This window comes from Pseudomonas sp. St386, assembly GCF_018325865.1.
In the GTDB taxonomy this organism is placed as follows: Bacteria; Pseudomonadota; Gammaproteobacteria; order Pseudomonadales; family Pseudomonadaceae; genus Aquipseudomonas; species Aquipseudomonas brassicacearum.
Map to the genome: position 1 here is coordinate 367970 of NZ_AP021900.1, position 26483 is coordinate 394452.

At 61.6% G+C, this 26483-nt stretch carries 23 protein-coding genes; 11 read left to right on the forward strand and 12 right to left on the reverse strand.

The genetic code is table 11. From position 1 onward, the window contains the following. Positions 1-85: 85 nt before the first annotated feature. The 3 genes from KI235_RS01580 to KI235_RS01590 all read left to right on the forward strand — a co-directional run bounded on the left by KI235_RS01580 (position 86) and on the right by KI235_RS01590 (position 3813). Positions 86-2014: an ATP-dependent DNA helicase RecQ gene (locus tag KI235_RS01580; RefSeq protein WP_212795453.1), complete on the forward strand. Its 1929-nt coding sequence runs from the start codon at positions 86-88 to the stop codon at positions 2012-2014. 107 nt (positions 2015-2121) lie between these two features. Next, positions 2122-3348 carry a 3-hydroxyacyl-CoA dehydrogenase gene (locus tag KI235_RS01585; RefSeq protein ID WP_003196713.1) on the forward strand — a complete coding sequence of 409 codons (1227 nt, stop codon included), beginning with the start codon at positions 2122-2124 and terminating at the stop codon, positions 3346-3348. Positions 3349-3393: 45 nt separating this feature from the next. Continuing rightward, a complete protein-coding gene (locus KI235_RS01590) occupies positions 3394-3813 on the forward strand; it encodes a thioesterase family protein (RefSeq protein ID WP_003196715.1) in 420 nt (139 codons plus the stop codon). A gap of 78 nt (positions 3814-3891) precedes the next feature. On the opposite strand, the gene KI235_RS01595 is transcribed toward KI235_RS01590, so the two are convergent. The 4 genes from KI235_RS01595 to KI235_RS01610 all read right to left on the reverse strand — a co-directional run bounded on the left by KI235_RS01595 (position 3892) and on the right by KI235_RS01610 (position 8865). Further along, positions 3892-4371, reverse strand: coding sequence for a glycine zipper domain-containing protein (locus KI235_RS01595; RefSeq protein ID WP_003196716.1), 480 nt, complete (start codon positions 4369-4371; stop codon positions 3892-3894). A 328-nt stretch (positions 4372-4699) separates the two neighbouring features. Beyond that, positions 4700-7048 (reverse strand): FdhF/YdeP family oxidoreductase, encoded by a 2349-nt coding sequence (locus KI235_RS01600; RefSeq protein WP_027911791.1) that lies wholly within the window; start codon positions 7046-7048, stop codon positions 4700-4702. Next, positions 7045-7884, reverse strand: a complete 840-nt coding sequence (fdhD, locus tag KI235_RS01605; RefSeq protein WP_003196720.1) for a formate dehydrogenase accessory sulfurtransferase FdhD — start codon at positions 7882-7884, stop codon at positions 7045-7047. Before fdhD ends, KI235_RS01600 begins: the two co-directional genes overlap by 4 nt. Before the next feature lie 93 nt (positions 7885-7977). Further along, the gene (locus KI235_RS01610) at positions 7978-8865 is read right to left on the reverse strand and encodes a LysR family transcriptional regulator (RefSeq protein ID WP_003196722.1); all 888 of its coding nucleotides are present in this window, start codon (positions 8863-8865) and stop codon (positions 7978-7980) included. A gap of 133 nt (positions 8866-8998) precedes the next feature. On the opposite strand from KI235_RS01610, the gene lysM reads away from it, so the two are divergent. Further along, complete coding sequence (gene lysM / locus KI235_RS01615) at positions 8999-9439, forward strand: peptidoglycan-binding protein LysM (protein ID WP_003196724.1); 441 nt, start codon at positions 8999-9001, stop codon at positions 9437-9439. Between the two features lie 112 nt (positions 9440-9551). Here lysM and yrfG read toward each other — a convergent pair whose 3' ends face one another. Beyond that, positions 9552-10214 (reverse strand): GMP/IMP nucleotidase, encoded by a 663-nt coding sequence (gene yrfG, locus KI235_RS01620; protein WP_003196727.1) that lies wholly within the window; start codon positions 10212-10214, stop codon positions 9552-9554. 88 nt (positions 10215-10302) lie between these two features. On the opposite strand from yrfG, the gene nudE reads away from it, so the two are divergent. Both nudE and cysQ read left to right on the forward strand, forming a co-directional pair. Beyond that, on the forward strand, positions 10303-10869 hold the full coding sequence (gene nudE / locus KI235_RS01625; protein ID WP_003196729.1) for an ADP compounds hydrolase NudE: 567 nt from the start codon (positions 10303-10305) through the stop codon (positions 10867-10869). Continuing rightward, positions 10866-11693, forward strand: coding sequence for a 3'(2'),5'-bisphosphate nucleotidase CysQ (gene cysQ, locus KI235_RS01630; protein WP_003196731.1), 828 nt, complete (start codon positions 10866-10868; stop codon positions 11691-11693). The genes nudE and cysQ overlap by 4 nt, the downstream gene beginning before the upstream one ends. Positions 11694-11843: 150 nt before the next feature. Here the strand turns inward: cysQ and KI235_RS01635 are convergent, their stop codons facing one another. The 7 genes from KI235_RS01635 to rfbB all read right to left on the reverse strand — a co-directional run bounded on the left by KI235_RS01635 (position 11844) and on the right by rfbB (position 18979). Then, positions 11844-12299, reverse strand: coding sequence for a YiiD C-terminal domain-containing protein (locus tag KI235_RS01635; protein ID WP_003196733.1), 456 nt, complete (start codon positions 12297-12299; stop codon positions 11844-11846). A gap of 37 nt (positions 12300-12336) precedes the next feature. After that, entirely contained in the window at positions 12337-13728 is a 1392-nt protein-coding gene (locus tag KI235_RS01640) for a sigma-54 dependent transcriptional regulator (protein WP_027911789.1), read from the reverse strand. Then, entirely contained in the window at positions 13725-15533 is a 1809-nt protein-coding gene (locus KI235_RS01645) for an ATP-binding protein (protein WP_013692047.1), read from the reverse strand. The genes KI235_RS01640 and KI235_RS01645 overlap by 4 nt, the downstream gene beginning before the upstream one ends. A gap of 71 nt (positions 15534-15604) precedes the next feature. Beyond that, a complete protein-coding gene (gene rfbD / locus KI235_RS01650) occupies positions 15605-16486 on the reverse strand; it encodes a dTDP-4-dehydrorhamnose reductase (RefSeq protein WP_212795454.1) in 882 nt (293 codons plus the stop codon). Next, positions 16483-17028: a dTDP-4-dehydrorhamnose 3,5-epimerase gene (gene rfbC, locus KI235_RS01655; protein WP_003196741.1), complete on the reverse strand. Its 546-nt coding sequence runs from the start codon at positions 17026-17028 to the stop codon at positions 16483-16485. Before rfbC ends, rfbD begins: the two co-directional genes overlap by 4 nt. Further along, positions 17025-17897, reverse strand: a complete 873-nt coding sequence (rfbA, locus tag KI235_RS01660) for a glucose-1-phosphate thymidylyltransferase RfbA (protein WP_003196744.1) — start codon at positions 17895-17897, stop codon at positions 17025-17027. The genes rfbC and rfbA overlap by 4 nt, the downstream gene beginning before the upstream one ends. Continuing rightward, a complete protein-coding gene (gene rfbB, locus KI235_RS01665; protein ID WP_003196746.1) occupies positions 17897-18979 on the reverse strand; it encodes a dTDP-glucose 4,6-dehydratase in 1083 nt (360 codons plus the stop codon). Before rfbB ends, rfbA begins: the two co-directional genes overlap by 1 nt. Positions 18980-19220: 241 nt before the next feature. On the opposite strand from rfbB, the gene KI235_RS01670 reads away from it, so the two are divergent. From KI235_RS01670 to KI235_RS01690, 5 genes are all read left to right on the forward strand, one after another. Beyond that, positions 19221-22133: an aminotransferase gene (locus tag KI235_RS01670; RefSeq protein WP_003196748.1), complete on the forward strand. Its 2913-nt coding sequence runs from the start codon at positions 19221-19223 to the stop codon at positions 22131-22133. A gap of 252 nt (positions 22134-22385) precedes the next feature. Beyond that, positions 22386-23492: an agmatine deiminase gene (aguA, locus tag KI235_RS01675; protein ID WP_013692049.1), complete on the forward strand. Its 1107-nt coding sequence runs from the start codon at positions 22386-22388 to the stop codon at positions 23490-23492. Between the two features lie 243 nt (positions 23493-23735). Next, positions 23736-23936, forward strand: coding sequence for a hypothetical protein (locus tag KI235_RS01680; RefSeq protein ID WP_003196752.1), 201 nt, complete (start codon positions 23736-23738; stop codon positions 23934-23936). Positions 23937-24239: 303 nt separating this feature from the next. Beyond that, positions 24240-24911, forward strand: coding sequence for a DsbA family protein (locus tag KI235_RS01685; RefSeq protein ID WP_027911788.1), 672 nt, complete (start codon positions 24240-24242; stop codon positions 24909-24911). 250 nt (positions 24912-25161) lie between these two features. Continuing rightward, positions 25162-26448 carry an OprD family porin gene (locus KI235_RS01690; protein WP_003196762.1) on the forward strand — a complete coding sequence of 429 codons (1287 nt, stop codon included), beginning with the start codon at positions 25162-25164 and terminating at the stop codon, positions 26446-26448. Positions 26449-26483: the final 35 nt, after the last annotated feature.

Below are 26483 nucleotides of genomic sequence, written 5' to 3' on the forward strand. Positions count from 1 at the left end.
ATCGATTCGACCCCGACCTTTTCTCGACTCACCGCGTTGTCCCGCTAGGCTTTGGGCATCGCAGCAGTCAAAGGAGCGACCGCGCATGCACAGCACCCTGGAACAGGTTTTCGGTTATCCACAGTTTCGTCCCGGTCAGGAGGCGGCCATCGGCGCCGTGCTGGCCGGTCGGTCGGCAGCGGCCATTTTCCCCACCGGCTCAGGCAAGTCCTTGTGTTATCAATTGCCGGCCCTGCTATTGCCTCATCTGACCCTGGTGGTCTCGCCACTGCTGGCGCTGATGCAGGACCAGTTGGCGTTCCTCAAGCGCCACGGCATCGCGGCGGCGAGTATCGATTCGGCCCAGGGGCGTGACGAAGCCAACGATGCCATGGCGCGGGCCCGTTCGGGTGAGTTGAAGATCCTGATGATTTCTGTGGAGCGCCTGAAGAACGAGCGCTTTCGCAACTTCTTGCAGCAGGTGCCGATCTCGTTGCTGGTGGTGGACGAGGCCCACTGTATTTCGGAATGGGGGCATAACTTTCGACCTGACTACCTCAAGCTTCCCGATTACCAGCGTGAGTTCAATATTCCTCAGGTATTGCTGCTGACGGCCACCGCGACACCCAAGGTCATCGCCGACATGCAGGCGAAATTCGCCATCGCCGCCGTGGATGTGGTGACAACCGGTTTCTACCGCTCGAACCTCAATCTGCTGGTCGAGCCCGTGCTGGGAGCCGACAAGCGCGCACGGCTGGTGCAGTGGCTGGGCGAACGTGCCGGGCAGCCGAGCATCGTCTACGTGACCTTGCAGCGAACCGCCGAGCAGATCGCCGAACACCTGGGCCGGCACGGGATTGAGGCCGAGGCCTATCACGCCGGTTTGCCCCATGAACAACGCGAAGATATCCAGCGGCGGTTCATGGGCGCGCAATCCAATTGCATCGTCGCGACCATCGCTTTTGGCATGGGCATCGACAAGAGTGACATTCGCAACGTCGTGCATTTCGACTTGCCCAAGTCCATCGAAAACTACAGCCAGGAGATCGGCCGCGCCGGTCGGGACGGGCAGCCTTCCGATTGCCTGGTGCTGGCCAACCGCGACAGTCTCAACGTGCTGGAAAACTTTGTGTATGGCGATACGCCGGAGCTTGCAGGCATTCGTTGCGTGCTCGATGAGCTGCAGGCCGCCGCTCCCGATGGGCAATGGGAGTTCTTGCTGGGACCCCTGGCGGACCAGAGCAACATCCGGCAGTTGCCACTCAAGACGTTGCTGGTCCAGTTGGAGCTACGTCGGCTGATCGCGCCGCGCTATGCCTATTTCGCGGAGTACCGCTTCAAGTTCCTGACTGAGCCACAACAATTGCTGGAGCGCTTCGAAGGCGAGCGAAGGGACTTCGTCTCGGCCATCATCCAGACCTCCAGTCGCGCCCGGGCCTGGGCCACGGTGAATTTCGACGGGATGTACCAGCAATATCACGCTGAGCGTAATCGCGTGGTCAAGGCGCTGGATTATTTCCAGGAAAAAGGCTGGATCGAGCTGGAAAGCAAACAGATGACCGAGGTGTACAGCGTGCTGGAAGGGGGCCTGGATACGCAGGTCTTGAGCTCCGAGCTACACGCCTATTTCACCCGGCACGAGCAAGGTGAAATCGCGCGGATCCACGCCATGCTCGAGTTGTTCGCCACCGACCGTTGCCTGGGTTATCGCCTGGCGCAGTATTTCGGCGATGACAATGCGCCACGCGAGTGCGGTCATTGCTCGGTGTGCCATGGGCATATCGCTCGCCTGCCGGAGCCGCCGGCGTTGCCGCCGCTTGTGGATAAAAACTTCGAGGCGCTGTGTAGCGACTTTATCCACAAGCATGAGCAGCACAGCGGCAGCGTGCCGTCTGCCGAGCGCCTCACCCGCTTCCTGTGCGGGATCGGCATGCCGCTGTTCACCCGATTGAAGGCGCGGAAAATCCGCGGATATGCCGCACTGGAGGCGTATCCATACGCTGAAGTTCGTCAGTGGGCCCAGGCGCACCTGTGAGCTGCATCCATCCGCTGAATGCCCTGCATCACACGAATAAATTTCAAAAATATTCGGTGGCTGACTAAGGTGAAGGCTGTCTTCGGATCGCCAACAAGAGAGCAAACATGAGCCAGACACCTTTCGATATTCAGCGTGCCGCGGTGGTCGGTGCAGGCACCATGGGCCGGGGCATCGTGATGTGCCTGGCCAACGCGGGCGTGGCGGTACAGTGGGTCGACAACAATCCGCAGATGCTCGAGCAGGCACTGGTGGCCGTGGCCGAGACCTATGCCCATGGCGTGCGTCAGGGCCGTATCGATCAGGGTGAGGCCGACGCGCGGATCGCCCGGGTGACACGGGCGGATGATTACGCGGCAATCCGCAATGTGGACCTGGTGATCGAAGCGGTTTACGAAAACCTCGAACTCAAACAGAAAATCTTTCGTGAACTGGACGGCCTGCTCAAGCCCGAGGCTATCCTGGCGAGCAACACCTCGGCGCTGGACATCGATGCCATCGCCGCTGTCACCCGCCGGCCCGCCCAGGTCCTGGGCCTGCATTTCTTCAGCCCGGCGCACATCATGAAGCTGCTGGAAATCGTTCGCGGCGCGCACACCTCCACAGCGGTGCTGGACGCGGCGTTAGTTCTGGGCAAGCGCATGGGCAAGGTCAGCGTTGTATCAGGCAATTGCCATGGATTCATTGGCAACCGAATGCTTCATCCTTATGTGCTGGAAGCGCGCAAGATGCTGCTGGAGGGGGCATTCCCCCATCAGGTGGATGCCGCGTTGCAAGGCTTTGGTTTCGCCATGGGACCGTTTCGTATGTACGACGTCGTTGGCATCGATCTGGAGTGGCGCGCCCGTGAGCTGGCGGGCAAGGGCCAGGATGCGCCCGAGGTGCAGGTGGACAACCGTTTGTGCGAACTGGGACGGTTCGGCCAGAAAAGCGGCAATGGGTACTATCACTACGAGCCGGGCAGTCGACAGGCCGAGCATGATGTCGAGGTCGATGCGCTGGTGCTACGGGTCAGTGAAGCGCTGGGTTTCCAGCGGCGCGAGATTGGCCCGGAGGAAATCCTCGAGCGGTGCTTGCTGGCGCTGGTCAACGAGGGGGCAAAGATCCTGCAGGAAGGCATTGCCGAGTCGGCCCATGACATCGACCTGGTCTACCTCAACGGCTATGGTTTCCCTGCCGACAAGGGCGGGCCGATGGCCTGGGCCGACGGGCAGGGGCTGGAGGATATCCACGCACGCCTGCTGGAGCTCGAAACGAAGCAGGGCGACCAGTGGAAGCCCGCGCGCCTGATCGGCGATCTGGCAGCGCAGGGCAAGGGCTTCGCGAAGGCCTGAGGCCGGGTCACGCCAAGGTCATTGAACAACCGTAAAGGACACCTGATGCCCCAGCGCAACGAATACCGACACTTGCAAACCATTACCACGCGCTGGCACGACAACGATGTGTACGGTCACGTCAATAACGTCACCTATTACAGTTTTTTCGATAGCGCAGTGAATACCTACCTGATCGAAGTGGGTGGCCTGGATATCCATGATGGAGAGGTGGTGGGGTTCGTGGTGAGTTCAGCCTGTGACTACTTTGCCTCGATCGCTTTTCCTGACCGGATTGAAATCGGCCTGCGGGTAGGGAAGTTGGGCAGCAGTTCGGTGCAGTACGAGCTGGCGGTGTTCAAGGTCGGCGAGGAGGAGGCCTGCGCGGCGGGACGTTTTGTTCACGTATTCGTGGACCGGGCGTCGAATCGGCCGGTGGCGATTCCGGACCGGCTACGTGGGGCTTTGGAATTGTTGGTGGTCTGAAACAAAAAATCGCAGCCTCCTGTCAGCTCTGGAAGCTGCTGGAGGCTGCGATCTTCAACGGCGGTTATCAGTCAGCCGTTAGTCGCGGTAGTAGCGATGATGTTTTTTGCGATGCCCGTAGGCATGGCCACGACCCGGGTGGCCATCGCGGTAGTAGCGGCGATCACCGCGGCGACCGTCATAACGACGATCATCGTCATCGTCCTTGCCCATGTAGTTACCCAGGGCGCCACCAGCGCCGCCGCCTGCAGCTGCACCGATCAGGCTGCCAGTGGTGCCGCCGACGCTACGGCCGACCACGTTACCGCCGGCTGCGCCCAGCGCGCCGCCGATCGCCGCTTCGCCGCGGCTGTGTTTGTCTGCGCCGACTGCACTGCCGCCCGCGCCACCCAGCGCCGCGCCGATAGTGGAGCCGGTGTTGCCGCCCAGGGACTGGCCGACGACCGAACCCAAAACCCCGCCCAATGCGCCGCCCACACCTGCTTCGGCAGTACCGCCGGCAGAAGCGATGCCACTGGCCAGGCTAAGGGACAACAAGAGAATGGAGGAGAACTTCATAGAGGAGCCTCAAAGGGATGACGGCGCGATCCTGAGGCTGGCTTCGCTTGGTTACAATAGAAATCCGACGAGTAACACGACTTGTGCACAATTCTCTAAGTTATTGTTTTTTGGTGGGAACTTAAGGCAAATTGGCCGGTCTTTAGCTACTTCGGACAGGCCGTTTTCTATGGAAAACGGCCTTTTTTGTGGGCGTTCGAAAAGTACGATCATGGGAGCAAAGCTTGCTCGCGACACAGGCGACTCTATTTCTGCAAGACCGCATCGCTTTCATCGCGGGCAAGCCTTGCTCCCACACAAACCTAAATCCTCGCCATAGATGTGTGTATCAGGCCGACTTGGCCAGGATCAGTCCATTCTCGCTCGCCGCTTCCAGGCGGATCGCGACGAACTTCGACGTTGGAGTGTGGCTGCCGTCGCCCGTGCTTTCCAGTGGCACCAGCGGGTTCACTTCAGGGTAATAGGCCGCAGCCTGCCCGGCAGGAATGTCGAATGCCAGCAGGGTAAAGCCCTTGACCCGCCGTTCGCGGCCGTCATCCCAGAGCGAGACGATGTCGGCTTTCTGCCCCGGCTTGAAGCCCAGGCGAATGATGTCCGCTTCGTTGACGAACAACACGTCACGCTGACCCTTCACACCGCGATAGCGGTCATCGAGGCCATAGATGGTGGTGTTGTACTGATCGTGGGAACGCATGGACTGCATGATCAGGTCGGGCAACTGGCCGGTGGCCCGGGTGCGTTCATGCACAAGGTCGGTCGGTAACCGGTTGGGCTTGAAGTTGGCGCGGCCCGACGGGGTGTTCCAGCGCCGCGCACCGGCGCTGTTGCCCAGGTAGAACCCACCAGGGTTCTTCAGCTTTTCGTTGAAGTCCTTGAAGCCGGGTACGGTGTCGGCGATCAGGTCGCGGATGCGACTGTAGTCGGCCACCAGCCAGTTCCAGTCCACCGGACGGCTACCCAGCGTGGCGGCCGCGATGCCGGCGATGATCCACGGTTCGGAGCGCATCTGGTTCGACAGCGGCTGCAGCTGGCCCATGGAGGCATGCACCATGCTGAAGGAGTCTTCCACGGTCACCGCTTGCGCACCTTCGGTTTGCAGGTCGATGTCGGTGCGGCCCAGGCACGGCAGGATCAGCGCTTCCTTGCCGTGAGCCAGATGGCTGCGGTTGAGCTTGGTGCTGATCTGCACCGTCAGGTCGCAATTGGCCAAGGCCTGGAACGTTCGATGGCTGTCCGGCGTGGCTTGGGCGAAGTTGCCGCCCAGGGCGATGAACACCTTCGCCTGGCCGTCGGCCATTGCGTGGATCGCCTCGACCACGTTGTGGCCGTTTTCACGCGGTACCTTGAATTGGAAACGCCGCTCCAGCGAATCGAGGAACGCCACTGGCGGACGCTCGTTGATGCCCATGGTCCGGTCGCCCTGGACGTTGCTGTGGCCGCGTACCGGACACAGGCCTGCGCCTGGCCGGCCGATGTTGCCGCGCAGCATCATCACGTTGGCGATTTCCTGGATGGTCGCCACCGAATGACGGTGCTGGGTGATACCCATCGCCCAGCACATGATCACGTTCTCGCTCTTGGCGTACATGCGCGCCGCTTGCTCGATGTCGACCAGGGTCATGCCCGATTGCTCGACGATCTGTTCCCACGGCGTGTCGTCGACCGCCGCCAGGTAATCCAGCACGTTGGTGCTGTGCTCATTGAGGAACGCATGGTCGAACACTGCCGCAGCGCCGGTGTTCTGCGCTTCGCGCTCCCACTGCAGCAGGAACTTCGCCATGCCGCGCAAGATCGCCATGTCGCCACCCAGGGCCGGGCGGAAATAGGCGGTGTTGGTCGGCTTATTGCCGTTGGTGAGCATTTCGATCGGGTTCTGTGGATGCTGGAAACGCTCCAGGCCACGTTCCTTGAGCGGGTTGATGCAGACCACTTGGGCGCCGCGTTTCACCGCCTCGCGCAGTGGTTCGAGCATCCGCGGATGGTTGGTCCCGGGGTTCTGCCCCCAGACGAAAATCGCGTCGGCGTGTTCGAAATCGTCGAAGGTCACTGTGCCCTTGCCCACGCCAACGCTCTGGGACAGCGCTACGCCGCTGGCCTCGTGGCACATGTTCGAGCAGTCGGGGAAGTTGTTGGTGCCATAGGCGCGCACGAACAGTTGATACAAGTAGGCCGCTTCGTTGCTGGCTCGGCCCGAGGTGTAGAACTCGGCCTGGTTCGGGCTGGACAGCCCATGCAGGTGCTTGCCGATCAGGTCGAACGCCGCTTCCCAACTGATGGGTTTGTAGCGGTCGGTTTCGGCGTCGTAGCGCATTGGTTCGGTCAGGCGACCCTGGTACTCGAGCCAGTAGTCGCTCTGCTCCAGCAGCGAGCTCACGCTGTGCTTGGCGAAAAATGCGCCATCGACGCGGCGCTTGGTGGCTTCCCAGTTCACGGCTTTGGCGCCGTTCTCGCAGAACTTGACCACGCCGCTTTCCGGCGAGTCACCCCAGGCACAGCCTGGGCAGTCAAAACCGCCATTCTGGTTGGTCTTGAGCATCATGCGGATGTTTTTCAGTGCATTGTCGCTGGTCAACCAGGCCTGAGCGACGCTGATCAGCGCACCCCAGCCACCGGCCGGGCCCTTGTAGGGCTTGTAGCGCGGTACGGGTTTCTGGTCGGCTTGTTGATGATTGCTCACGCTTGTTTCTCCATCGCAGGGCTGTAGACCCGCGGCGCACTTTTTTGCGGCAGGTGGATGAGGTTGAGGTTGTGTTGGCGAGCCCACTGCACCGCAAGGCCGGTGGGCGACGACAGGCTGACCAGGGTCTGGATGCCGGCCCGCAGGACTTTCTGGATCAGTTCGAGGCTGCAACGGCTGGTGACGATCGCCATGCCGCCGGCCACCGGGATCTGCTGCCGGACCAACGCGCCGATCAGCTTGTCGAGGGCGTTGTGTCGGCCAATGTCTTCGCGACCCAGCAGCAATTCGCCCTGGGCGTTCATGAACAACGCGGCGTGGACTGCGCCGCAGTATTGGCCCAGGGGCTGAAACTGGCTGATACGGTCACGCAGGCCATCGAGCCATTGCGCCGGTGGTAGCGGTGCGCCGGGCAGCACCTTGAGGTTTGGCAATGCCTGTTCCACTGCTTCCACGCCGCACAAGCCGCAGCCACTGGTGCCCGTCAATTGCCGGCGTTGCTGCTTGAGGTTCCAGAAGGCGCGGTTGGCGATGGTCACCTCGGCATGGTGCGCAGCACCCGTGCCGCTCAGTTGCAGGTCATAGATGTCCGATGCGTCTTCAATGATGCCGCTGCCGAGGCTGAAGCCGACGATGAAGTCTTCAAGGTCGGTGGGGGTGACCAGCATGACCGCCTGGCTGATGCCGTTATAGGCAATCGCCAGCGCCACTTCCTCGGCCAGCGCGGTGCTGTCCGTTTGGGAGTGGTCCAGATTGCAGTAGCGATAGCTCTGGCTGGCGGCCGGCGCGGATGTTTCCATCGCGGGCGCTGGACTGACCGGAGGCTTGTCGTTCATAGGCATCACTGAAAGTAGGAATAGTGTTAAGACTAAATGCGGCAATCTGCCACGTCTAATCGCTATTACTGATCTCTCAATAGATGACGTCGATCAAGATGTTGTCGATGATTTCTGGTAGAGGGCAAAACAGGCCTCTGCCAAGGCCGAGCGTGGGGCGCCGCGCCGCATGATCAGGCCCAGTGGGACCAACGTTTGCGCGCTTTCGATGGGCTGGATGCGCAAATCTTCGGTCAGCACATTCAGGCCGCTGTCCAAGGGCATCACCGCGCAACACAGTCCACCGTGCACAGCTTGTAACAATTGATGCACCGCGTCGGTTTGCAACAGCGGTTGAGGCGTGAGGCCCCGGCTGTGGAAATTGTGGTCGATGGATTGGCGAAAGTGCATGCCGCTGGTGAGCATGCCCAGGGGCAGCTCTATCAGCGCTTCCCAGCTCAGCGGTTGTTCGCCAAAGAAGAAAAAGCGCTGGTCGTAGAGCAGACCCATGCGGGTGTGGCTGAAGGGCAGGGCTTCGAAGCGTTCGTTGTCCAGGCGTTCCAGGTAGGAAATACCCAGGTCGATACGGTTGTTCGCCAACTGTTCGAGGATGCGTTCGGAGCTCAGGGACGACAATTCGAAACGCAGGCTGGGGTGCTCGGCGTGCAAGCGCTGCATCATCGCCAGCGGGTCGAAGTCCGACAACGGCACCACACCCAGGCGCAGCGTACCCACCAGGTTGCCACGACAAGCCGCCGCTTCGGCCTGCAGCCCGTCATAGGCCGCCAGCACCGTGCGCGCCCAGGCCAGCACTCGTTCCCCCGGCGCGGTGAAACCTTCAAAACGCTGGCCGCGGTTGACCAGCGGCAGATCGAGTTCTTCTTCAAGGCTGCGCAGGCGCATCGACAGGGTCGGCTGGGTGATGTGGCAGCGTGCGGCGGCTTGGCCGAAGTGGCGGGTTTCGTCGAGCGCGATGAGAAATTTCAGCTGCTTGATGTCCATCTTCGCTCCAGGGCGCAGGAAGGTTCGGATTCTAGCGCTTGCGCGTGGTGGGGTCATTGGTCGGTTGGGAACCGGGTTCGTCTCGCCTGGTCTAGTCTTTGCGTCTGGACACTTAAATCAAGGAGCGTGTGCCATGAGTATTTTTAGCTTTGTGAAGGAAGCAGGTGAAAAACTGATCGACCTGCTGACCCCCGGCAATGCCAATGCCAGCGAACAACTGAAAGCGCATATTGAAAAGGTCGGCTTGGGTAATCCGAATGTCCAGGCGACCATCGACGGCGACAAAGTCATCGTCACCGGTGAAGTAGCGAGCCAGGAAGAAAAGGAAAAGATCCTGTTGGCGGTGGGCAATATCGCCGGTGTCGGCAGTGTCGACGACCAGATTACGGTGACTGGCCCGGTGGCACAGGCGGCGCGTTTCGTGACCGTGAAGAAGGGCGACACACTCAGTGCCATCTCCAAGGCCGAGTACGGCGACGCGAACAAGTACAACAAGATCTTCGAGGCCAACAAGCCGATGCTGTCGCACCCGGACAAGATTTATCCGGGGCAGGTGTTGCGTATCCCCGCGTAACCTTCAGGACTGTGGTGCCTTCATCGCGAGCAAGCTCGCTCCCACACTGGATCGGTGGCGAACAGGGATCCAACTGTGGGAGCGAGCCTGCTCGCGATGAATACGGCGCGGTTCAAAGCCCGGCAATCAAGTCCCGATAATCCCCCAACGCGTCAAACTCCCCCGTGTCCTTCGGTCCTTTGCGGCTATCCGGCTCGCTCACGGCCAGCAAGTGCGCCACGCCGAAGTCTCGGGCGCTGCGCAGCACCGGCAGGGTGTCGTCGATGAACAGGCTGCGGGCCGGGTTGAAATTCAAGTCGGCTTGCAGCGCATCCCAGAATTGCGGGTTTTCCTTGGGGAAGCCGTAGTCGTGGGAGCTGATCAAGCGGTCGAAGTAAGGGGCCAGTTCGATGCGTTCCAGCTTCAGGGACAATGAATCGCGGTGGGCGTTGGTGATCATCACCACGCGCTTGCCGGCCCGCTGGATCGCCGCCAGGAAGGTATCGGCGTCCGGCCGCAAGGCGATCAGGTGCGCGGTTTCCAACTTCAGTTCGCGTACCGGCAGTTTCAGCTCGGCGCTCCAGAAATCCAGGCAATACCATTGCAACTGACCGGCGTTGCGCTCGAACAGCGGCTGCAGCTCCATCTCGGCCATCGCCCGGCTCACGCCATGCAGTTCGGCGTAGCGCTGGGGCAGGTGTTCGAGCCAGAAGTGGTTGTCGTAATGCAGGTCCAGCAGGGTGCCGTCCATGTCCAGCAGAACCGTATCGATCTCATGCCAGGGCAGCAAAGCCATAAAACTTCTCCAGCGGTAATCGGATATCCGACACAAACAATCAGAATAGGCCGGGTATAGTAGCCCGCTATCGCCCAGGGAGCCGTTTATGCGCCAGAAACCCACCATACTCGATCGCCAGATCGTCGCTACCAGCCGCCTGTTTTGCGTGGAAGAACTGAAATTGCGGTTTTCCAACGGTGTGGAGCGCACCTATGAACGTCTGGCGAGCAAGGGCGCAGGTTATGGCGCGGTGATGATCGTGGCGATGCTCGACGCCGACCACGCGGTGTTGGTGGAAGAGTATTGCGGTGGCACCGACGCCTATGAACTGTCCCTGCCCAAGGGCTTGATCGAGCCCGGTGAAGATGTGCTGGCTGCGGCGGAACGGGAGCTCAAGGAAGAGGCCGGTTTCGGTGCGCGCCAGTTGGAACACCTGACCGAACTGTCGCTGTCCCCCGGCTACATGAGCCAGAAGATCCAGGTGGTGCTGGCGACCGATCTGTACGAAGAACGGCTGGAGGGTGACGAGCCCGAGCCGATGCGTGTGGACAAGGTCAACCTGCGTGAGCTGTCGGCCCTGGCACAGAACCCGCAGTTCACGGAGGGCCGGGCCTTGGCGGCGCTCTACCTGGCCCGTGACCTGCTGACCCAGCGTGGAGCGTTCCTGTCATGACTTTCCCTCATCCGTTGATGGCTCCTGTGGTCGAACTGGCGCTCCAGGCCGGTGAGGCGATCCTGCCGTTCTGGCGCGCCAATGTGCAAGTCAACCACAAGGCCGACGAGTCGCCGGTGACCGCCGCGGACATGGCCGCTCATGATGTGATCGTAGCCGGGCTGATGGCGCTGGCCCCGGATATTCCGATCCTCTCCGAAGAAGACGCCGATATTGCCCAAAGCGTGCGCGCCGGCTGGCATCGCTGGTGGCTGGTAGACCCGCTGGATGGCACCAAGGAATTCATTTCCGGCAGCGAGGAGTTCACCGTCAACATCGCGTTGGTGGAGCAGGGCCGTGTGGTGTTCGGCGTGGTGTCGATGCCCACCAATGGGCGTTTTTACGTCGGCGGCGCAGGGCTGGGGGCCTGGCGTGGCGACAAGGGAGGGCAGCCCTTGCCGATCGCGGTTCGTGACACCCTGGCGCCAGGTGAAGCCTTCACCGTGGTTGCCAGCCGCCGGCACACCAGCCCGGAGCAGGAACGCCTGCTGGATGGCTTGAGCGGGAGCCTGGGTGAGCTGCAACTGACCAGTATTGGCAGTTCGTTGAAGTTTTGCCTGGTGGCCGAAGGCGCGGCGGATTGTTATCCACGGCTGGCGCCGACCTCCCAATGGGACACCGCCGCCGCCCAGGGTGTATTGGAAGGTGCGGGTGGCGAGGTATTGGACTTGAGCGGCGAACCGTTCTGTTACCCACCGCGTGAGTCGCTGTTGAATACGTCATTCCTGGCGTTGCCAGCGAAAGCGGCGTGGCGTGGGAAGCTGCTGGAGCTTGCTCGCTCTTAAGCCTGGCTCGATCCTTCGTGGCAAGGGGGTTGAGGGAGCAAAGCTTGCTCGCGATACAGGCGCCTCGATCTCTGCAAGACCGCAGCGCATCCATCGCGGGCAAGCCTTGCTCCCACACAGAGATACCTCGCCACAGGGGGCGGCGGTGTTTTAGCGGTGCAACACGTACTGCCCCTCAAACTGCACCGCCACGTCCTCGCTGCCGGTATTCATCACCCGCGTCTGCAACGCCAGCCGCGCCCGTCCGTAACGTCGGTAGGTGGCCAGGAAGCGCTTCCAGACCTTTTCCTCGGGCGCTTCGCAGACGACGGTCGCATCGCGGGTCACTGGCAGCGGGTAGCTGATCTGCCCTTCCTGAATCACGATATGCCCGTCTTCGATGCCTTCCTCGCGCAGGGCCAGGTGCAGCCAGCCCCAGCCGCCGAGCACCGCGCCGCAATACAGGCTGCCACCGAACATGGTGCTCTTGTGGTTGACGTTGGCTGCAAGCGGCAAGGACAGGCGCAGTTGCCGGGCCTGCCAATCGAGCACCTTGAGGCCCATGTCCCGGGTCAAGGGGATGTCGTGGTGCAGGATCGATTCCAGGTAACGACTGTCGCGGTTCATTGCGGGGCCTTTTGCTTGAACGGGAAATGACGATAACTCAATCGGACTCATCGGCCGAACCATGGCTGCTGTCGCCGAAGTGCAGCCCATGTTTGCGTAACTTGTCGTGCAAGGTCTTGCGTGGAATGCCCAAGGCTTCGGCCAGGCTGCGCACCGAGCTGTGGGGGTGGGCCAGTTCGGCGGCGATCAGGGTTTTCTCGAAGTTTTCCACCTGCTCGCTCAAGCCGCCACTGACCACTTCCACCGGTGCGCCGGGGCTGCCGTCGGGCGCGCTGTTGTCCAGGGCCAGTTCCAGGCCCAGGGCAAAACGTTCGGCGGCGTTCTGCAGTTCCCGCACATTGCCCGGCCAACTGTGGCGCAGCAGCAGCGCCCGTTGTGCCGGTTGCAATTCATGGGGCGGCAGCCCGTGGCGAGCGCTGGCTTCATCGGCAAAATGCTGGAACAGCATCAGCGCATCCTCCCCCCGTTCACGCAATGGCGGTATGCGCAGCGGCGCGACGTTCAGGCGGTAATACAGGTCGGCGCGAAAACGCCCCTGGTCGGCGGCCTGGCGCAGGTCTTCCTTGGTCGCGGCTATGATGCGGATATCCAGCGGGATCTGTTGATTGCCCCCCAGCCGCTCCACCACGCGCTCCTGCAGCAGGCGCAGCAGCTTGACCTGGACATCCAGGCTCATGCTTTCAATTTCATCCAGGAACAGCGTACCGCCGTTGGCGAATTCGAATTTGCCGATGCGGCGCTTCTGCGCGCCGGTAAAAGCGCCGGGTTCGTGGCCGAACAGCTCGCTTTCCACCACCGACTCGGCCAGGGCCCCGGCGTTGATCGCCACGAAGGGGCCGTTGCGCCGGCCTGAAAGATCGTGCAATGCACGGGCGACCACTTCCTTGCCGGCACCGGTTTCACCGAGGATCAGCACGTCGGCGCGGGTGGCGGCCAGTGCACCGATCTGCTCGCGCAGGCGCAACATGGGTGTCGATTTGCCGACCAGGCGGGCGCTGAGTTCATGGCGATCGCTCAGGGCAAGGCGCAGGCTGCGGTTGTCCAGCACCAGTCGGCGCAGGGCCAGGGCCCGGCGTACGCTGTCGAGCAGGTGATCGCTGGCGAAAGGTTTTTCCAGGAAGTCATAGGCTCCGGCGCGCATCGCCTGCACCGCCAGTGGCACGTCGCCGTGGCCGGTGATCAGCAGTACCGGCAGCTCCGGGTCCTGGGCGTGGAGTTCGCCCAGCAGTTCGAGGCCATCCATGCCCGGCATGCGAATATCGCTGACCACCACGCCCGGCCAGTCACGGGGCAGTTGCGCGGCCACACCCTTGGCTTCGGCCAGGGGCAGGATTTTCAGGCCGGCCAGGTCGAGGGTCTGGCTCAGGGCCTGACGCAAATGGGGATCGTCGTCGATCAGCACCACCTCAATCCGGTTGTCGATGGTCATACACTTCGGTCCTCGGACGGTTGCAGGCTCACCCCGGGGGCGCCGGCTCGCAGTTTCAGGGTAATCAGGGCGCCGCCTTCCTTGTGGTTGGCGAACGACAGTTCGCCGCCAAAGGCGCGCATCAGGGTGTCGCAGATCGCCAGCCCCAGGCCGAGGCCCTGGGTGCGGGTCTTGGTGGTGTAGAAGGGTTCGCCGGCGCGGCCCAGGGCTTCCATGCAAAACCCGGGGCCGTTATCGCGGATGTACAGGTTGACGCCGGTTTCGGTGGCCTGGGCACTGAGCCAGAGTTTGCGCGGTGGGCCTTTCTCGGTGAGCGCATCGAGGGCGTTGGCCAGCAGGTTGCCGAGCACCTGGCGCAAGCGGGTTTCGCCGGCCTCGACCCATAGCGTGGCGGCCGGCAAGTCGCGGATCAGTTCCACTTCCATGCTGCGTCGGCGTTTGGCGAGCAGCGCCAGGGCGTCGTCCAGCGCCGGTTGCAGGGCGACGCTTTCCGGCGCATGTCGGTCGCGGCGGGCGAAGGCGCGCAGGTGGGCGATGATCGAGGCCATGCGCCCGGTCAGTTCGCTGATCAGCTTGAGGTTGCCCCGGGCGTCTTCGGTGCGTTGGTGGTCGAGCAAAATCTCGGCGTTTTCCGCGTAGCTGCGAATCGCTGCCAGCGGTTGGTTGAGTTCGTGGCTGATGCTCGCCGACATGGTGCCCAGGGCTGACAGCTTGCCGGCCTGCACCAGGTCATCCTGGGCGCGGACCAACTCCTGCTGAGCCTGTTCGCGCTCCAGCACTTCCTGCTTCAGCCGTCGGTTCAGTCCTTCCAGGTCGCTGGTGCGCTCGGCCACCCGGCCTTCCAATTCATGACGGGCCTTGGCTTCGAAGGCGATTCGATCCAGGTAATGACGCCGGCGTTGCATCATCAACCCGAGCAACAACATCAAGACCAGCAACGCCGCGCCACCGATGGCGACCACGGTGCGCACCGGACGATCAATCAGCGTGCGCGGGGCGAGAATGCTCACGCTCCAGCCGGTTTCCTCGATGGACTGGGTCTGGGGCAGCCAGGCGTTGGCGTCCAGGTTCAGCGGCTTGGGATCGCGGGTCGGATACGGTTGTACCGCGCTGATGGCCTCGCGCTCGGCGTCACTCAAGGGCCGGGTCGCGCGAAATCGCCACTCTTGTCGCGACGTGAGGATGACCACGCCGTTGTGGTCGGTCACCAGCAATTGTTCGGGAGTCTTGCCCCACAGGCTTTCGGTGTGGTCGAGGTCGACCTTGACCACCAGCACGCCGATGACTTTTTCGCGGTCGCGCACGGCGGCGGCAAAGAAATAACCACGTTTGGCCGATGTCGTGCCCAGGCCGAAGAAGCGGCCCAGGCGTCCGGCCATGGCTTCGATGAAGTACGGCCGGAAGGCGAAATTGCGTCCGACGAAACTGTCGTGTTTGTCCCAGTTCGACGCGGCCAGGGTCTTGCCGGAAGGGTCCATCAGGTACATGACTTCGGCGCCGGTCTGGGCGCTGATATTTTTCAGCAGCCGGTTGGCGTTGCCTTGAGTCACGCCATCGTCCGGCGCCGACAACGCGGAACGCAAGGCCGGCAGGTCGCCGAGAATCTGTGGCAGCACCTCATAACGGTGCAGCGTGCCCAGCAGGTTGGCGACGTAGAGGTCCAGGGTCTGGCGGTTCTGACCGGCCAACTCGCTGCGGTAATAACGTTCGGCCAGGTGCTCCAACGGCCACAGCAACGGCGCCAGGCACAGCGCGAGCAAGGCCAGGCTGCGCCAACGGGGTCTGCGGGGAAGGGTGGAATTCATGAGCCTCGGACGCCTGTGGTGACAGGCGTATTATGCCTAGTTGCCTTGCAAATACTATTTGTAAGGCAGTACTAGGTTTGTCCGGCAAGGCACTGCTGCAACGCACTTCGCCAGTCCGGTTGGCTCACCCCCCACTCCTTGAACAGGCGCGTGCAATCCAGGCGCGAGTTGAGTGGCCGCGGGGCTGGAGTCGGATAGGCGCTGGATTCAATGGGCTCCAGCAGCGCACACGGTTTGTGCCGATCGAGCAGGTTTTCGCCGATGGCCTGGGCGAAACCGAACCAGGACGTCTCGCCCCGGGCTGTCAGATGATAGGTGCCCCAGGCGCCGGGTTGGCCGGCCTGCCAGCGCTCGATCAGTTGCGCGGTGCTGTCGGCAATGGTGCCGGCCCAGGTCGGTGCGCCGACCTGGTCGGCGACCACCCGCAGCTGCGGTTTTTCCTGCAACAGGCGCTGCATGGTCAACAGGAAGTTGCGGCCCTCGGTGGAGTACACCCAGCTGGTGCGCAGAATCAGGTGCTGGCCGCCAGCCTGGCGGATGGCATTCTCGCCGGCCAGTTTGCTGCGTCCGTAGACACTCAGCGGGTTGGGCGTGTCGTCTTCGGTGTAGGGGGCCGGCTTGAGGCCATCGAAGACGTAGTCGGTGGAGTAATGAATCAGCGGGACGCCCAGCGCAACCGCTGCCTGGGCCAGGATGCCCGGTGCCGTGGCATTGATGGCGAACGCCCGCTCCGGTTCACTTTCGGCCTGGTCGACGGCCGTGTGGGCGGCGGCATTGATGATCAGGCCGGGCTTGAGGGCTTCGATGGGCGCGCGCAGGGAATCCGGTTGTGCCAGATCGAGCTGGTCGCTGCCCCATACGATCAACTCGCCCAGGCCGCTCAGGCGCGATTGGAGCGCCCGGGAAACCTGGCCATTCTGGCCGATGATCAGGATACGCAAGGGGGTACTCATGGGAACAGGTCTGCCTCGTGCAGGGCCTTGCCATTCTGATCCTTGGCCGAGAGGATCGGCGCGCCTTCGAACTCCCAATCGATGGCCAACTGCGGATCGTCCCAGCGAATGCAGCGCTCGGCCGAGGGTGCGTAGTAATCAGTGGTCTTGTAGAGGAAGTCCGCTGATTCGCTCAGTACGACGAAACCGTGGGCAAACCCTGGCGGGACCCACATTTGCCGATGGTTCTGCGCCGACAGGCGCACGCTGGCCCATTGGCCGAAGGTCGGCGAGCTGCGGCGGATGTCCACCGCGACATCCAGCACTTCCCCCGCCGTGACGCGCACGAGTTTTCCCTGGGCCTGTTCGATCTGGTAGTGCAGGCCCCGCAGCACGCCCCTGGTGGAGCGTGAATGATTGTCCTGGACGAACTGCAGGGTGCAGCCAGTCGCTTCGGCAAACGCCCGGGCATTGAAGCTTTCGTAGAAAAAACCCCGGTCGTCGCCAAAGACTTTCGGTTCGATGACCAGGACGTCTGGCAAGCGAGTGGCGATGACCTTCATCGTGTTTCTCCGGCGATATTGAACAAGTACTGGCCGTAGCCGGTCTTGCCAAAATACTGGGCACGCTCGAGGACGTGCTCGCGGCTGACCCAGCCTTGCTGGTAGGCAATTTCTTCCAGGCATGCCACTTTCAGGCCTTGGCGATGTTCGATGGTCTGCACGTATTGCGAGGCTTCCAGCAGGCTGTCGTGGGTGCCGGTGTCCAGCCAGGCGAAACCACGACCGAAGCGCTCGACGTGCAGGTCGCCGCGTTGCAGGTAGGCATTGTTGACGTCGGTGATTTCCAGTTCGCCGCGCTTGGACGGCTTGATGGCCTTGGCGATCTTGATCACGTCGTTATCGTAGAAATACAGGCCGGTCACCGCGTAGCTGGATTTGGGCGCGGTGGGTTTCTCTTCGATGGATATCGCCCGTCCTTCTGTATCGAAGTCGATCACGCCAAAACGCTCAGGGTCCTTGACCCAGTAGCCGAACACCGTCGCGCCACTCTGCCGGTTGACGGCGGTCTGCAATTGTTCGCCAAAATGCTGGCCGTGGAAAATGTTGTCGCCCAGGATCAGGCACACCGAGTCGCTGCCAATGAATTGCTCGCCGATCAGGAACGCTTGGGCCAGGCCATCGGGCGACGGCTGCTCGGCGTAGCTGAACTGCACGCCAAACTGTTGGCCGTCGCCCAGCAGATTGCGGTATTGCGGCAGGTCCTGCGGGGTGGAAATCACCAGGATGTCCTTGATGCCGGCGAGCATCAGCACCGAGATCGGGTAATAGATCATCGGCTTGTCATAAACCGGCAATAGCTGTTTGGAAACGCCGAGGGTAATCGGGTGCAAGCGTGTGCCGGAACCGCCGGCCAGAATAATGCCTTTCATTACGCAATCGTATCCTTGTTGTCGAGCGAGCCCAGGCGCTCGCCCTGATAGCTGCCGTCCTGGACACGTTGGCACCACAGCAGGTTTTCGAGGTACCACTGCACGGTCTTGCGCAGCCCGGTCTCGAAGGTTTCTTGAGGCGTCCAGCCCAGTTCCCGTTCGATCTTGCTGGCGTCGATGGCATAGCGCAGGTCGTGGCCGGGGCGATCCTGGACGAAGCTGATCAGGTCGGCATAGTGCTCGACCCCTTCGGGTTTGCGTGGCGCCAGTTCTTCGAGCAACGCGCAGATACTGCGCACCACGTCGATGTTTTTCTGCTCGTTGTGGCCGCCAATGTTGTAAGTCTCACCGACCGCGCCTTCTGTAACGACCTTGAGCAGTGCACGGGCATGGTCTTCGACGAACAGCCAGTCGCGCACTTGCTGGCCGTTGCCATAGACCGGCAATGGCTTACCGGCCAGTGCGTTGAGAATCACCAGTGGAATCAGCTTCTCGGGGAAGTGAAACGGCCCGTAGTTGTTCGAGCAGTTAGTCAACAGCACGGGCAAGCCATAGGTGCGTTGCCAGGCGCGGACCAGGTGGTCGGACGCCGCCTTGCTCGCCGAGTACGGTGAGCTTGGGGCGTAGGCGGTGGTTTCGGTGAACAGGTCATCCACACCGTGCAGGTCGCCATACACTTCGTCGGTGGAAATGTGGTGGAAGCGAAACGCGCGCTTCTGCGGCTCGGGCAGGGTCTGCCAATAGGCTCGAGTGGCTTCCAGCAGGCTGTAGGTGCCCACGATATTGGTCTGGATGAAGTCCGCCGGGCCATCAATGGAGCGGTCTACATGGGACTCGGCCGCCAGATGCATGATGGCGTCAGGCTTGAATCGCGCCAGCACTGCACTGACGGTTGATTGATCGACGATATCCGCTTGGACGAATTCGTAGCGACTGTCGTGATCGATGCTGCTCAGCGATTCGAGATTGCCAGCATAGGTCAGCTTGTCGAGGTTCAGGACCTGGTGCCCGGTATCAAGAATCAAGTGCCGTATGAGAGCCGAGCCGATGAAGCCGGCACCGCCAGTGATGAGAATGCGCATCCAGTAAGCCTTTTGGACCAGAGAGTAGAGCGATAAGAGCATAGCTTGTAGGCATGGCGGGGGCGGCGCAAGGGGGATATTGCTGCGTCGACAGGCGACCAGCGCAAGAATGAACCTGTGCGTTGGGATAAATCCTCTCACCGCAGGCCCAATACCAGGGTGCGTAAGTAAGAGGGGTTGCTTATCCCACGACTCAGTGGCGTGATAGTCATCCGATCAAAACCACCTCAGGGGTCGTTGTATGCCACTCACTACGTTGGTTCACCGTGCCAGTTTGCCAAGCCCACAGATCAGCGCCGAGCAGGCGTTGGTGCTGTTGCGCTTGAATTACGGACTCAGCGGTGACCTGCGACCCCTTGGCAGCAACCAGGACCTCAACTACCGCGTCGACAGCGAGCGCGGGCGCTTTGTGCTGAAAATTTGCCATGGCGACTACGCCGTCCAGGAGCTCCAGGCCCAACACGCTGCCCTCAAGCTGTTGGCCGGGCACGGCGCGGTGAAGGTGCCGCGGGTGATTACCGCCAGCAACGGCCAGGACCTGCTGACATTGGACGTCGACGGGCAAGCGGTCCATATGCGACTGCTTGAGTACATCGACGGCCAGTCCCTCACGCAGCTCAAGCACTTGCCGCCTGAGCTGGTGACCGGCCTGGGTCGCCTGTGCGCGGAAATGGACCTGGCCCTGGCGACATTCGACCACCCAGGCCTGGAGCGTACCCTGCAATGGGACGCGCGCCACGCCCCTGCCTTGGTCGATCACCTGTTGCCGGTCATCGACGACGATCAACGGCGACAGCTGATCGCCGAGGTTGCGCAACAGGCCGAGCGTCGTTTGCAGCCGCTCAAGGCCAGCCTGCCGGTGCAGGCGATCCATATGGACATCACCGATGACAACGTGGTCTGGCAGCGCGATGCCCAGCGCCAATGGCAATTGCAGGGCGTCATCGATTTCGGCGACCTGATCCGCACCTGGCGCATCACTGACTTGTCGGTGACGTGCGCGGCCCTGCTGCACCACGCCGACGGCGACCCGTTCTTCATCTTGCCGGCGATCAAGGCCTACCAGGCGGTCAACCCCTTGCAACGCGAAGAACTGTTGGCGCTGTGGCCACTGATCGTGGCGCGCGCCGCGGTATTGGTGCTCAGCGGTGAGCAGCAGGTTTCCATCGATCCGGACAACCAATACAGCCGTGACAACCTGGCCCATGAGTGGGAGATTTTCCGGGTCGCCCACTCGGTGCCCTTCGAGTTGATGGAAGCGGCGATTCTCAGCGCCGTCGGCCACAGCCTGCCGCCCATCGCCAGCGAAGGCTTTGCGCCGCTGTTGCCGACCCTGGTGGGGCGTGAGTTCGCGCTGATTGACCTGGGTGTACTGAGCCCGCATTTCGAGGCCGGCAATTGGGAGCAGCCGGGGATCGACCAACGCCTGCTGAGTGAGGCCGCGGGCGTTCATGGCCTGGCCGCCAGTCGCTATGGGCAGTACCGGTTATCCCGCACTCGGCCGGACAGCGCCGTCGAACCCGATACTTATCCACTGCACGTGGAGTTGAGCGTTCCTCGGGGGACGCCGCTCGAATCCCCGTTCGCTGGGGTCGTGCACAAGACGGCCGACGGCCTGTTGCAACTGGACAGCGCGCAGTTGAGCGTGCGGCTGTGGGGCGTGACGTCGCCGCTGCATTCCGGCGCGGCACTGGTCAAGGGGCAGGTGCTGGGCGAAGTGACGGGGCCGTTGCGGGTCCAGTTGTGTAGGGGCGCCCAGGTGAGTCCACCGCTGTTCTGCGCGCCCTCCAGGGCACTGGCCTGGCAGGCGCTGTGTCCTTCGCCAGCGGTGCTGCTGGGACTGGCTTGCGATGCCGAACCGGAGATCGATCCCGAGTTACTGCTGGCCCGTCGCGATGCGAGCTTTGCCCGTTCGCAGAAGCACTATTACGTCGATCCGCCGCGTATCGAGCGTGGCTGGCGCAATCACCTGATCGACATGCAGGGCCGCTCCTACCTGGACATGCTCAACAATGTCGCGGTGCTGGGCCACGGCCATCCACGCATGGCGGCAGTGGCTGCCCGGCAGTGGTCGCTGCTCAATACCAACTCGCGTTTCCACTATGCGGCGGTTGCCGAATTTTCCGAGCGCCTGCTGGCGCTGTCGCCGTCCAACATGGATCGGGTGTTCCTGGTCAATAGCGGCACCGAGGCCAACGACCTGGCGATCCGCCTGGCCTGGGCCTACAGCGGCGGGCGGGACATGCTCAGCGTATTGGAGGCCTATCACGGCTGGTCGGTGGCGGCCGATGCGGTCTCGACGTCCATCGCCGACAACCCCCAGGCCCTGAGCAGCCGCCCGGACTGGGTGCATCCGGTGACTGCCCCGAACACCTATCGCGGCGAATTCCGTGGCCCCCACACTGCGCCGGACTACGTGCGCAGCGTCGAACACAACCTGGCGAAAATCGCTGAAAACAAGCGCCAGCTCGCCGGTTTCATCTGCGAACCGGTATACGGCAACGCCGGTGGGATTGCGCTGCCGCCCGGTTACCTGAAGCAGGTCTATGCGATGGTGCGCGAGCGCGGTGGGGTCTGCATCGCCGACGAAGTACAGGTCGGTTACGGGCGCATGGGCGAGTTTTTCTGGGGCTTTGAAGAGCAAGGCGTGGTGCCGGACATCATCACCATGGCCAAGGGCATGGGCAACGGCCAGCCGCTGGGCGCGGTCATTACCCGCCGGGAGATCGCCGAGGCGCTGGAAGCCGAGGGGTATTTCTTTTCGTCGGCCGGAGGCAGTCCGGTCAGTTGCCAGATCGGCATGGCGGTGCTGGATGTCATGGAAGAAGAGAATCTCTGGGAAAACGCCCGGGTGGTGGGCGGGCACTTCAAGGCGCGGCTGGAGGCCTTGATCGACCGCTATCCATTGGTCGGCGCGGTGCATGGCTCCGGGTTCTACCTGGGCGTGGAACTGATCCGCGACCGCGACACGTTGGAGCCGGCCACTGAAGAAACCACGGCGCTGTGCAACCGTCTGCGAACGTTGGGGATTTTCATGCAGCCGACCGGCGATTACCTGAACATCCTCAAGATCAAGCCGCCGATGGTCACCACGCGCCAGAGCGTGGATTTCTTCGTCGATATGCTGGTGAAGGTCTTGGACGAGGGGCTGTAACTAATCTGGAACGCCAAGCTGTTCCCCTGTGGGATCGAGCTTGCTCGCGATGGACGGTGCCCAAGCCAATATTGATTTGGCTGACCCAACGCTATCGCGAGCAAGCTCGCTCCCACAGGGTTTTGCGGTTTTTTAAATCGATTTTTGTCGATGTTTGGCGCTATTTTTTGATGGGTGCTAGTTTTTCTGGCTTTATTAGTCGATATTTATCGTTTATAAAGTTGCCGCTGCCCATCGCCCAGGAGATGACCCATGACAACGTTGCACAGCACTCCCCGCGCGGATGGTTTCCACATGCCTGCCGAGTGGGCGACCCAGACCCAGGTCTGGATGATCTGGCCCGAGCGTCCGGACAACTGGCGCCTGGGCGGCAAGCCCGCGCAGGCCGCTCACGTAGCCGTCGCCAAGGCCATCGCCCGTTTTGAACCGGTGACCGTGGCGGTGTCTGCGGCCCAATATGAAAATGCCCGGGCGTGTCTCGACGTGCCGAATATCCGCCTGGTGGAAATGTCCAGCGACGACGCCTGGGTTCGCGACACAGGGCCGACGTTCATCATCAATGACAACGGCGCAGTGCGCGGTGTCGATTGGGATTTCAACGCCTGGGGCGGTTTCGACGGTGGCCTGTATGCGCCGTGGAACCGTGATGCGCAAGTGGCCGGCAAGATCCTCGAGATCGAGCGCAGCCCGCGTTATCGCACCGAAGGTTTTGTGCTCGAGGGCGGCTCGATCCACGTGGATGGTGAAGGCACCCTGATCACTACCGAAGAGTGCCTGCTCAACCGCAATCGCAACCCGCACTTGAGCCGCGAAGAGATCGAGGCGGTGCTCAGCGCGCAGTTGGCGGTGGACAAGATCATCTGGCTGCCGGACGGTCTGTTCAATGACGAAACCGATGGCCATGTGGATAACTTCTGCTGCTACGTGCGGCCGGGTGAAGTGCTGCTTGCCTGGACCGACGACCCGCAAGACCCGAACTACACCCGTTGCCACGCGGCGATGAACGTGCTGCAAAACAGCACTGACGCCAAGGGACGCCCATTCACAGTGCACAAAATGCCGATTCCGGGGCCGTTGTACGCCACCGAGGAAGAATGTGCCGGCGTCGATGCGGTGGAAGGTTCCCAGGAGCGCAACCCAACCGTGCGGCTGGCCGGTTCTTATGTGAATTTCCTGATCGTCAACGGCGGCATCATCGCCCCAAGTTTTGACGATCCGCTGGACGCACCGGCCAGGGATATCCTGCAGAACCTGTTCCCGCAGCACGAAGTGGTCATGGTGCCAGGACGTGAACTGTTACTGGGGGGCGGCAATATCCATTGCCTTACTCAACAGCAACCTGCACCGCGGGCAAAATGAGTGGCGATGTAACAGCTGGGTTTTATCGAACGCGTCGGCTCTAAGTCGGCGGTTTTGGATCCATCCTGGCAAGCCCGCGGCCCAATTGGGTCGTGGGTTTTTTTGTGTCTGTTTATAGCTGTCATGGATACGTTGGCATAGCTCTTGTATCAGTGTTCCGGCAGTTTCGGGGAGCGGAACTGCGTTGTTTTGTCATAAACCTTGGATAAATTGGCCGCTCATCAACCAGGAGAGGGCGCTGGAATGAATATGACAAGCGAGCGCACATGCCATCCCTTGGCCGTTAATGGTGAGTCGCTTCAAGCCTTGGCGCAGTGGTTGAAGTCCAACGGAACGCGTCAGATCAGAGAACCTGATCCGCGCCGGATGATCGTTGAACGTTACCCCGTTGGCTTGTTCAGCGAGGCAGAGCTGGAAGCGTTGTGGGATGTGATGCAAGGATAGAATTCGACGGATTGATAAAAAGCGCTGGCCGGGATGGCAGCGCTTTTTTTGTGTCCGCTGGCTTTCGAATTCACACAAATCCCTGTGGGAGCGAGCTTGCTCGCGATAGCGGTGGATCAACAACACTGCTGTTGACTGACACACTGCCATCGCGAGCAAGCTCGCTCCCACAAGGGGTGGTGTTCAAATTCAGTGGGAATTCGACCGATCCGCGAAATAGATTGAAAGCCATTCCAGCGTTTTTCCGCAGCCCTCCTGAGGCTACCCTGCTGTCATCGAATCCTGACGGCTAGCGGAGTTCCCATGACCACCCTTCACTACATCTACGACCCGCTGTGCGGCTGGTGCTACGGCGCCAAGCCGCTGGTGCAGGCCGCCCGAAGCGTATTGCCGGTGATTGCCCATGGCGGCGGCATGATGACCGGTGCCAATCGCCAGCAGGTCTCGCCACAATTGCGCAATTACGTGATGCCCCACGACCGGCGCATCGCCGAATATTCCGGACAGCCGTTTGGCGAGGCCTATTTCGAAGGTTTGCTGCGTGACCACAGCGCCGTGTTCGATTCGGCGCCGCCGACCGCCGCCATCCTCGCTGCCGAAGAGCTCGGCGGCCACGGCCTGGAATTGCTCGGGCGCCTGCAAACCGCGCACTACGTCGAAGGCCGGCGCATCGCTGACGAAGCCGTCCTGCTGGAGCTCGCTCAATCCATTGGCCTGCCGGCCCAGGCGTTCCTGGCGGCGTTGCGCGCGGTTGACGTGCAGGGGCATATCAAGGCCAGTCGTACCTTGCTGGCCCAGGTCGGCGGCCAGGGTTTCCCGACCTTTGCCCTGGAGCAGGACGGCCAGTTCACGCTGATCGACATCGGCCCTTGGCTCGGCAAACCCGAGGCATTCGCCCAATGGCTGACGCAAGTCTTGCCGGAGCAGGCCTCTACGCCATCGTCGGCCTGCGGTCTGGATGGTTGTTCGTTTTGATCGATTCTTAGATGTTTTTCGCCTAATTACAGACGATTCACGAAATTGACACACCGTTGAGGGCGAGACTAGGATTCGTCCTACGCCTGTGGCTAACAGCCATGACTCTTAAATAATAAAAAGGCCCGACACGATCATTCGTGGGCGGGCCTTTTCATTATTTTCAGGAGCAAGAGTCCGAAAAAGAGCGCAAAAGCGCCATTTCGGTTGCCCGCCGCAGTGCGTATCAACCCGTACAAGGAAAATAATCATGTTGAACAAGCGCATTAGTTTGATCGCACTGGGGATCTTGAGCACGACACACGCCATGGCCAACGACCAGGCTGAGTCCAAAGGGTTCGTTGAAGACAGCAGCTTGAAAGTGCTGTTGCGCAACGCTTATATCAACCGCGACTACAAAGATGGCAACGAAGACAAGGCCGAATGGGGCCAGGCGGCCATAGGTACCTTCTCGTCCGGTTTCACCCAGGGCACCGTGGGTGTCGGTGTGGATGCGTTCGGCCTGTACGCGCTGCGTCTGGACGGTGGTAAAGGCCGCAGCGGTGCGGGCGGCATCGACTTCTTCAAGCAAGGCGACAGCGGCAACGCGGCCGATGATCTGTCCAAGTTCGGCGCAGCGGTCAAGTTCCGGGTCTCCAACACCGTGCTGGCCTACGGCGACCAGATGCCGGCCCTGCCGGTGCTCAGCTATGACAACTCGCGCCTGCTGCCGGAAAGCTACACCGGTACGCTGATCACCTCCAAGGAGATCAAGGGCTTGGAACTCAATGCCGGCCGCTTCACCGCCGAATCGCGCAAGAGCGCCGAAGGCCGCGACAGCGGTGGCCTGAAGTCGATCAACGTCTTGGGCGGCAGCTATCAGTTCACCGAGCAGTTCAAGGCTTCGCTCTACGCTTCGGATGTCGAGGACGTATTGAAGAAGCAATACGTGAACGCCAACTATGTGTTCCCGCTGGCCAAGGATCAGTCCCTGACCCTGGATTTCAACGGCTATCGCACCAAGCTGGATAACAGCTACGTTCGTGAAAACAACGTCACCGGCGATGACAACAAGATCTGGAGCCTGGCTGCCACCTTCGCCACAGGCCCGCACAGCTTCACGCTCGCCCACCAGCGCAGCACCGGCGACAGCAACCTGGGTTATGCCTACGGCGGCTATCAGCGCGAGCAGAATCGGGTGGGTGATGGTGGTAACACGATCTACCTGGCCAACTCCTACTGGTCCGACTTCAACGCTGAAGACGAACGCAGCTGGCAGTTGGGCTATGGCCTGGACTTCACCACCTTCGGCGTGCCGGGCCTGACCTATAACGTCGCTTATGTGCGTGGCGACAACATCACCACCTCTACCAGCGAAGGCGGTACCGAGCGCGAGATCTTCAACCAGTTCAAGTACGTGGTCCAGAGCGGCCCGGCCAAGGACTTGAGTGTAAGGTTGCGCAGTTCCGTGCTGCGGGTGTCGCAGAAGTCCAGCGAGTACAACGTCAGCGGCAATGAGCTGCGGGTGTTCGTGGATTACCCGATCAACGTCTTCTGATGCCTGATCGCGTTGTAAGTGGATAAAACCGTGGC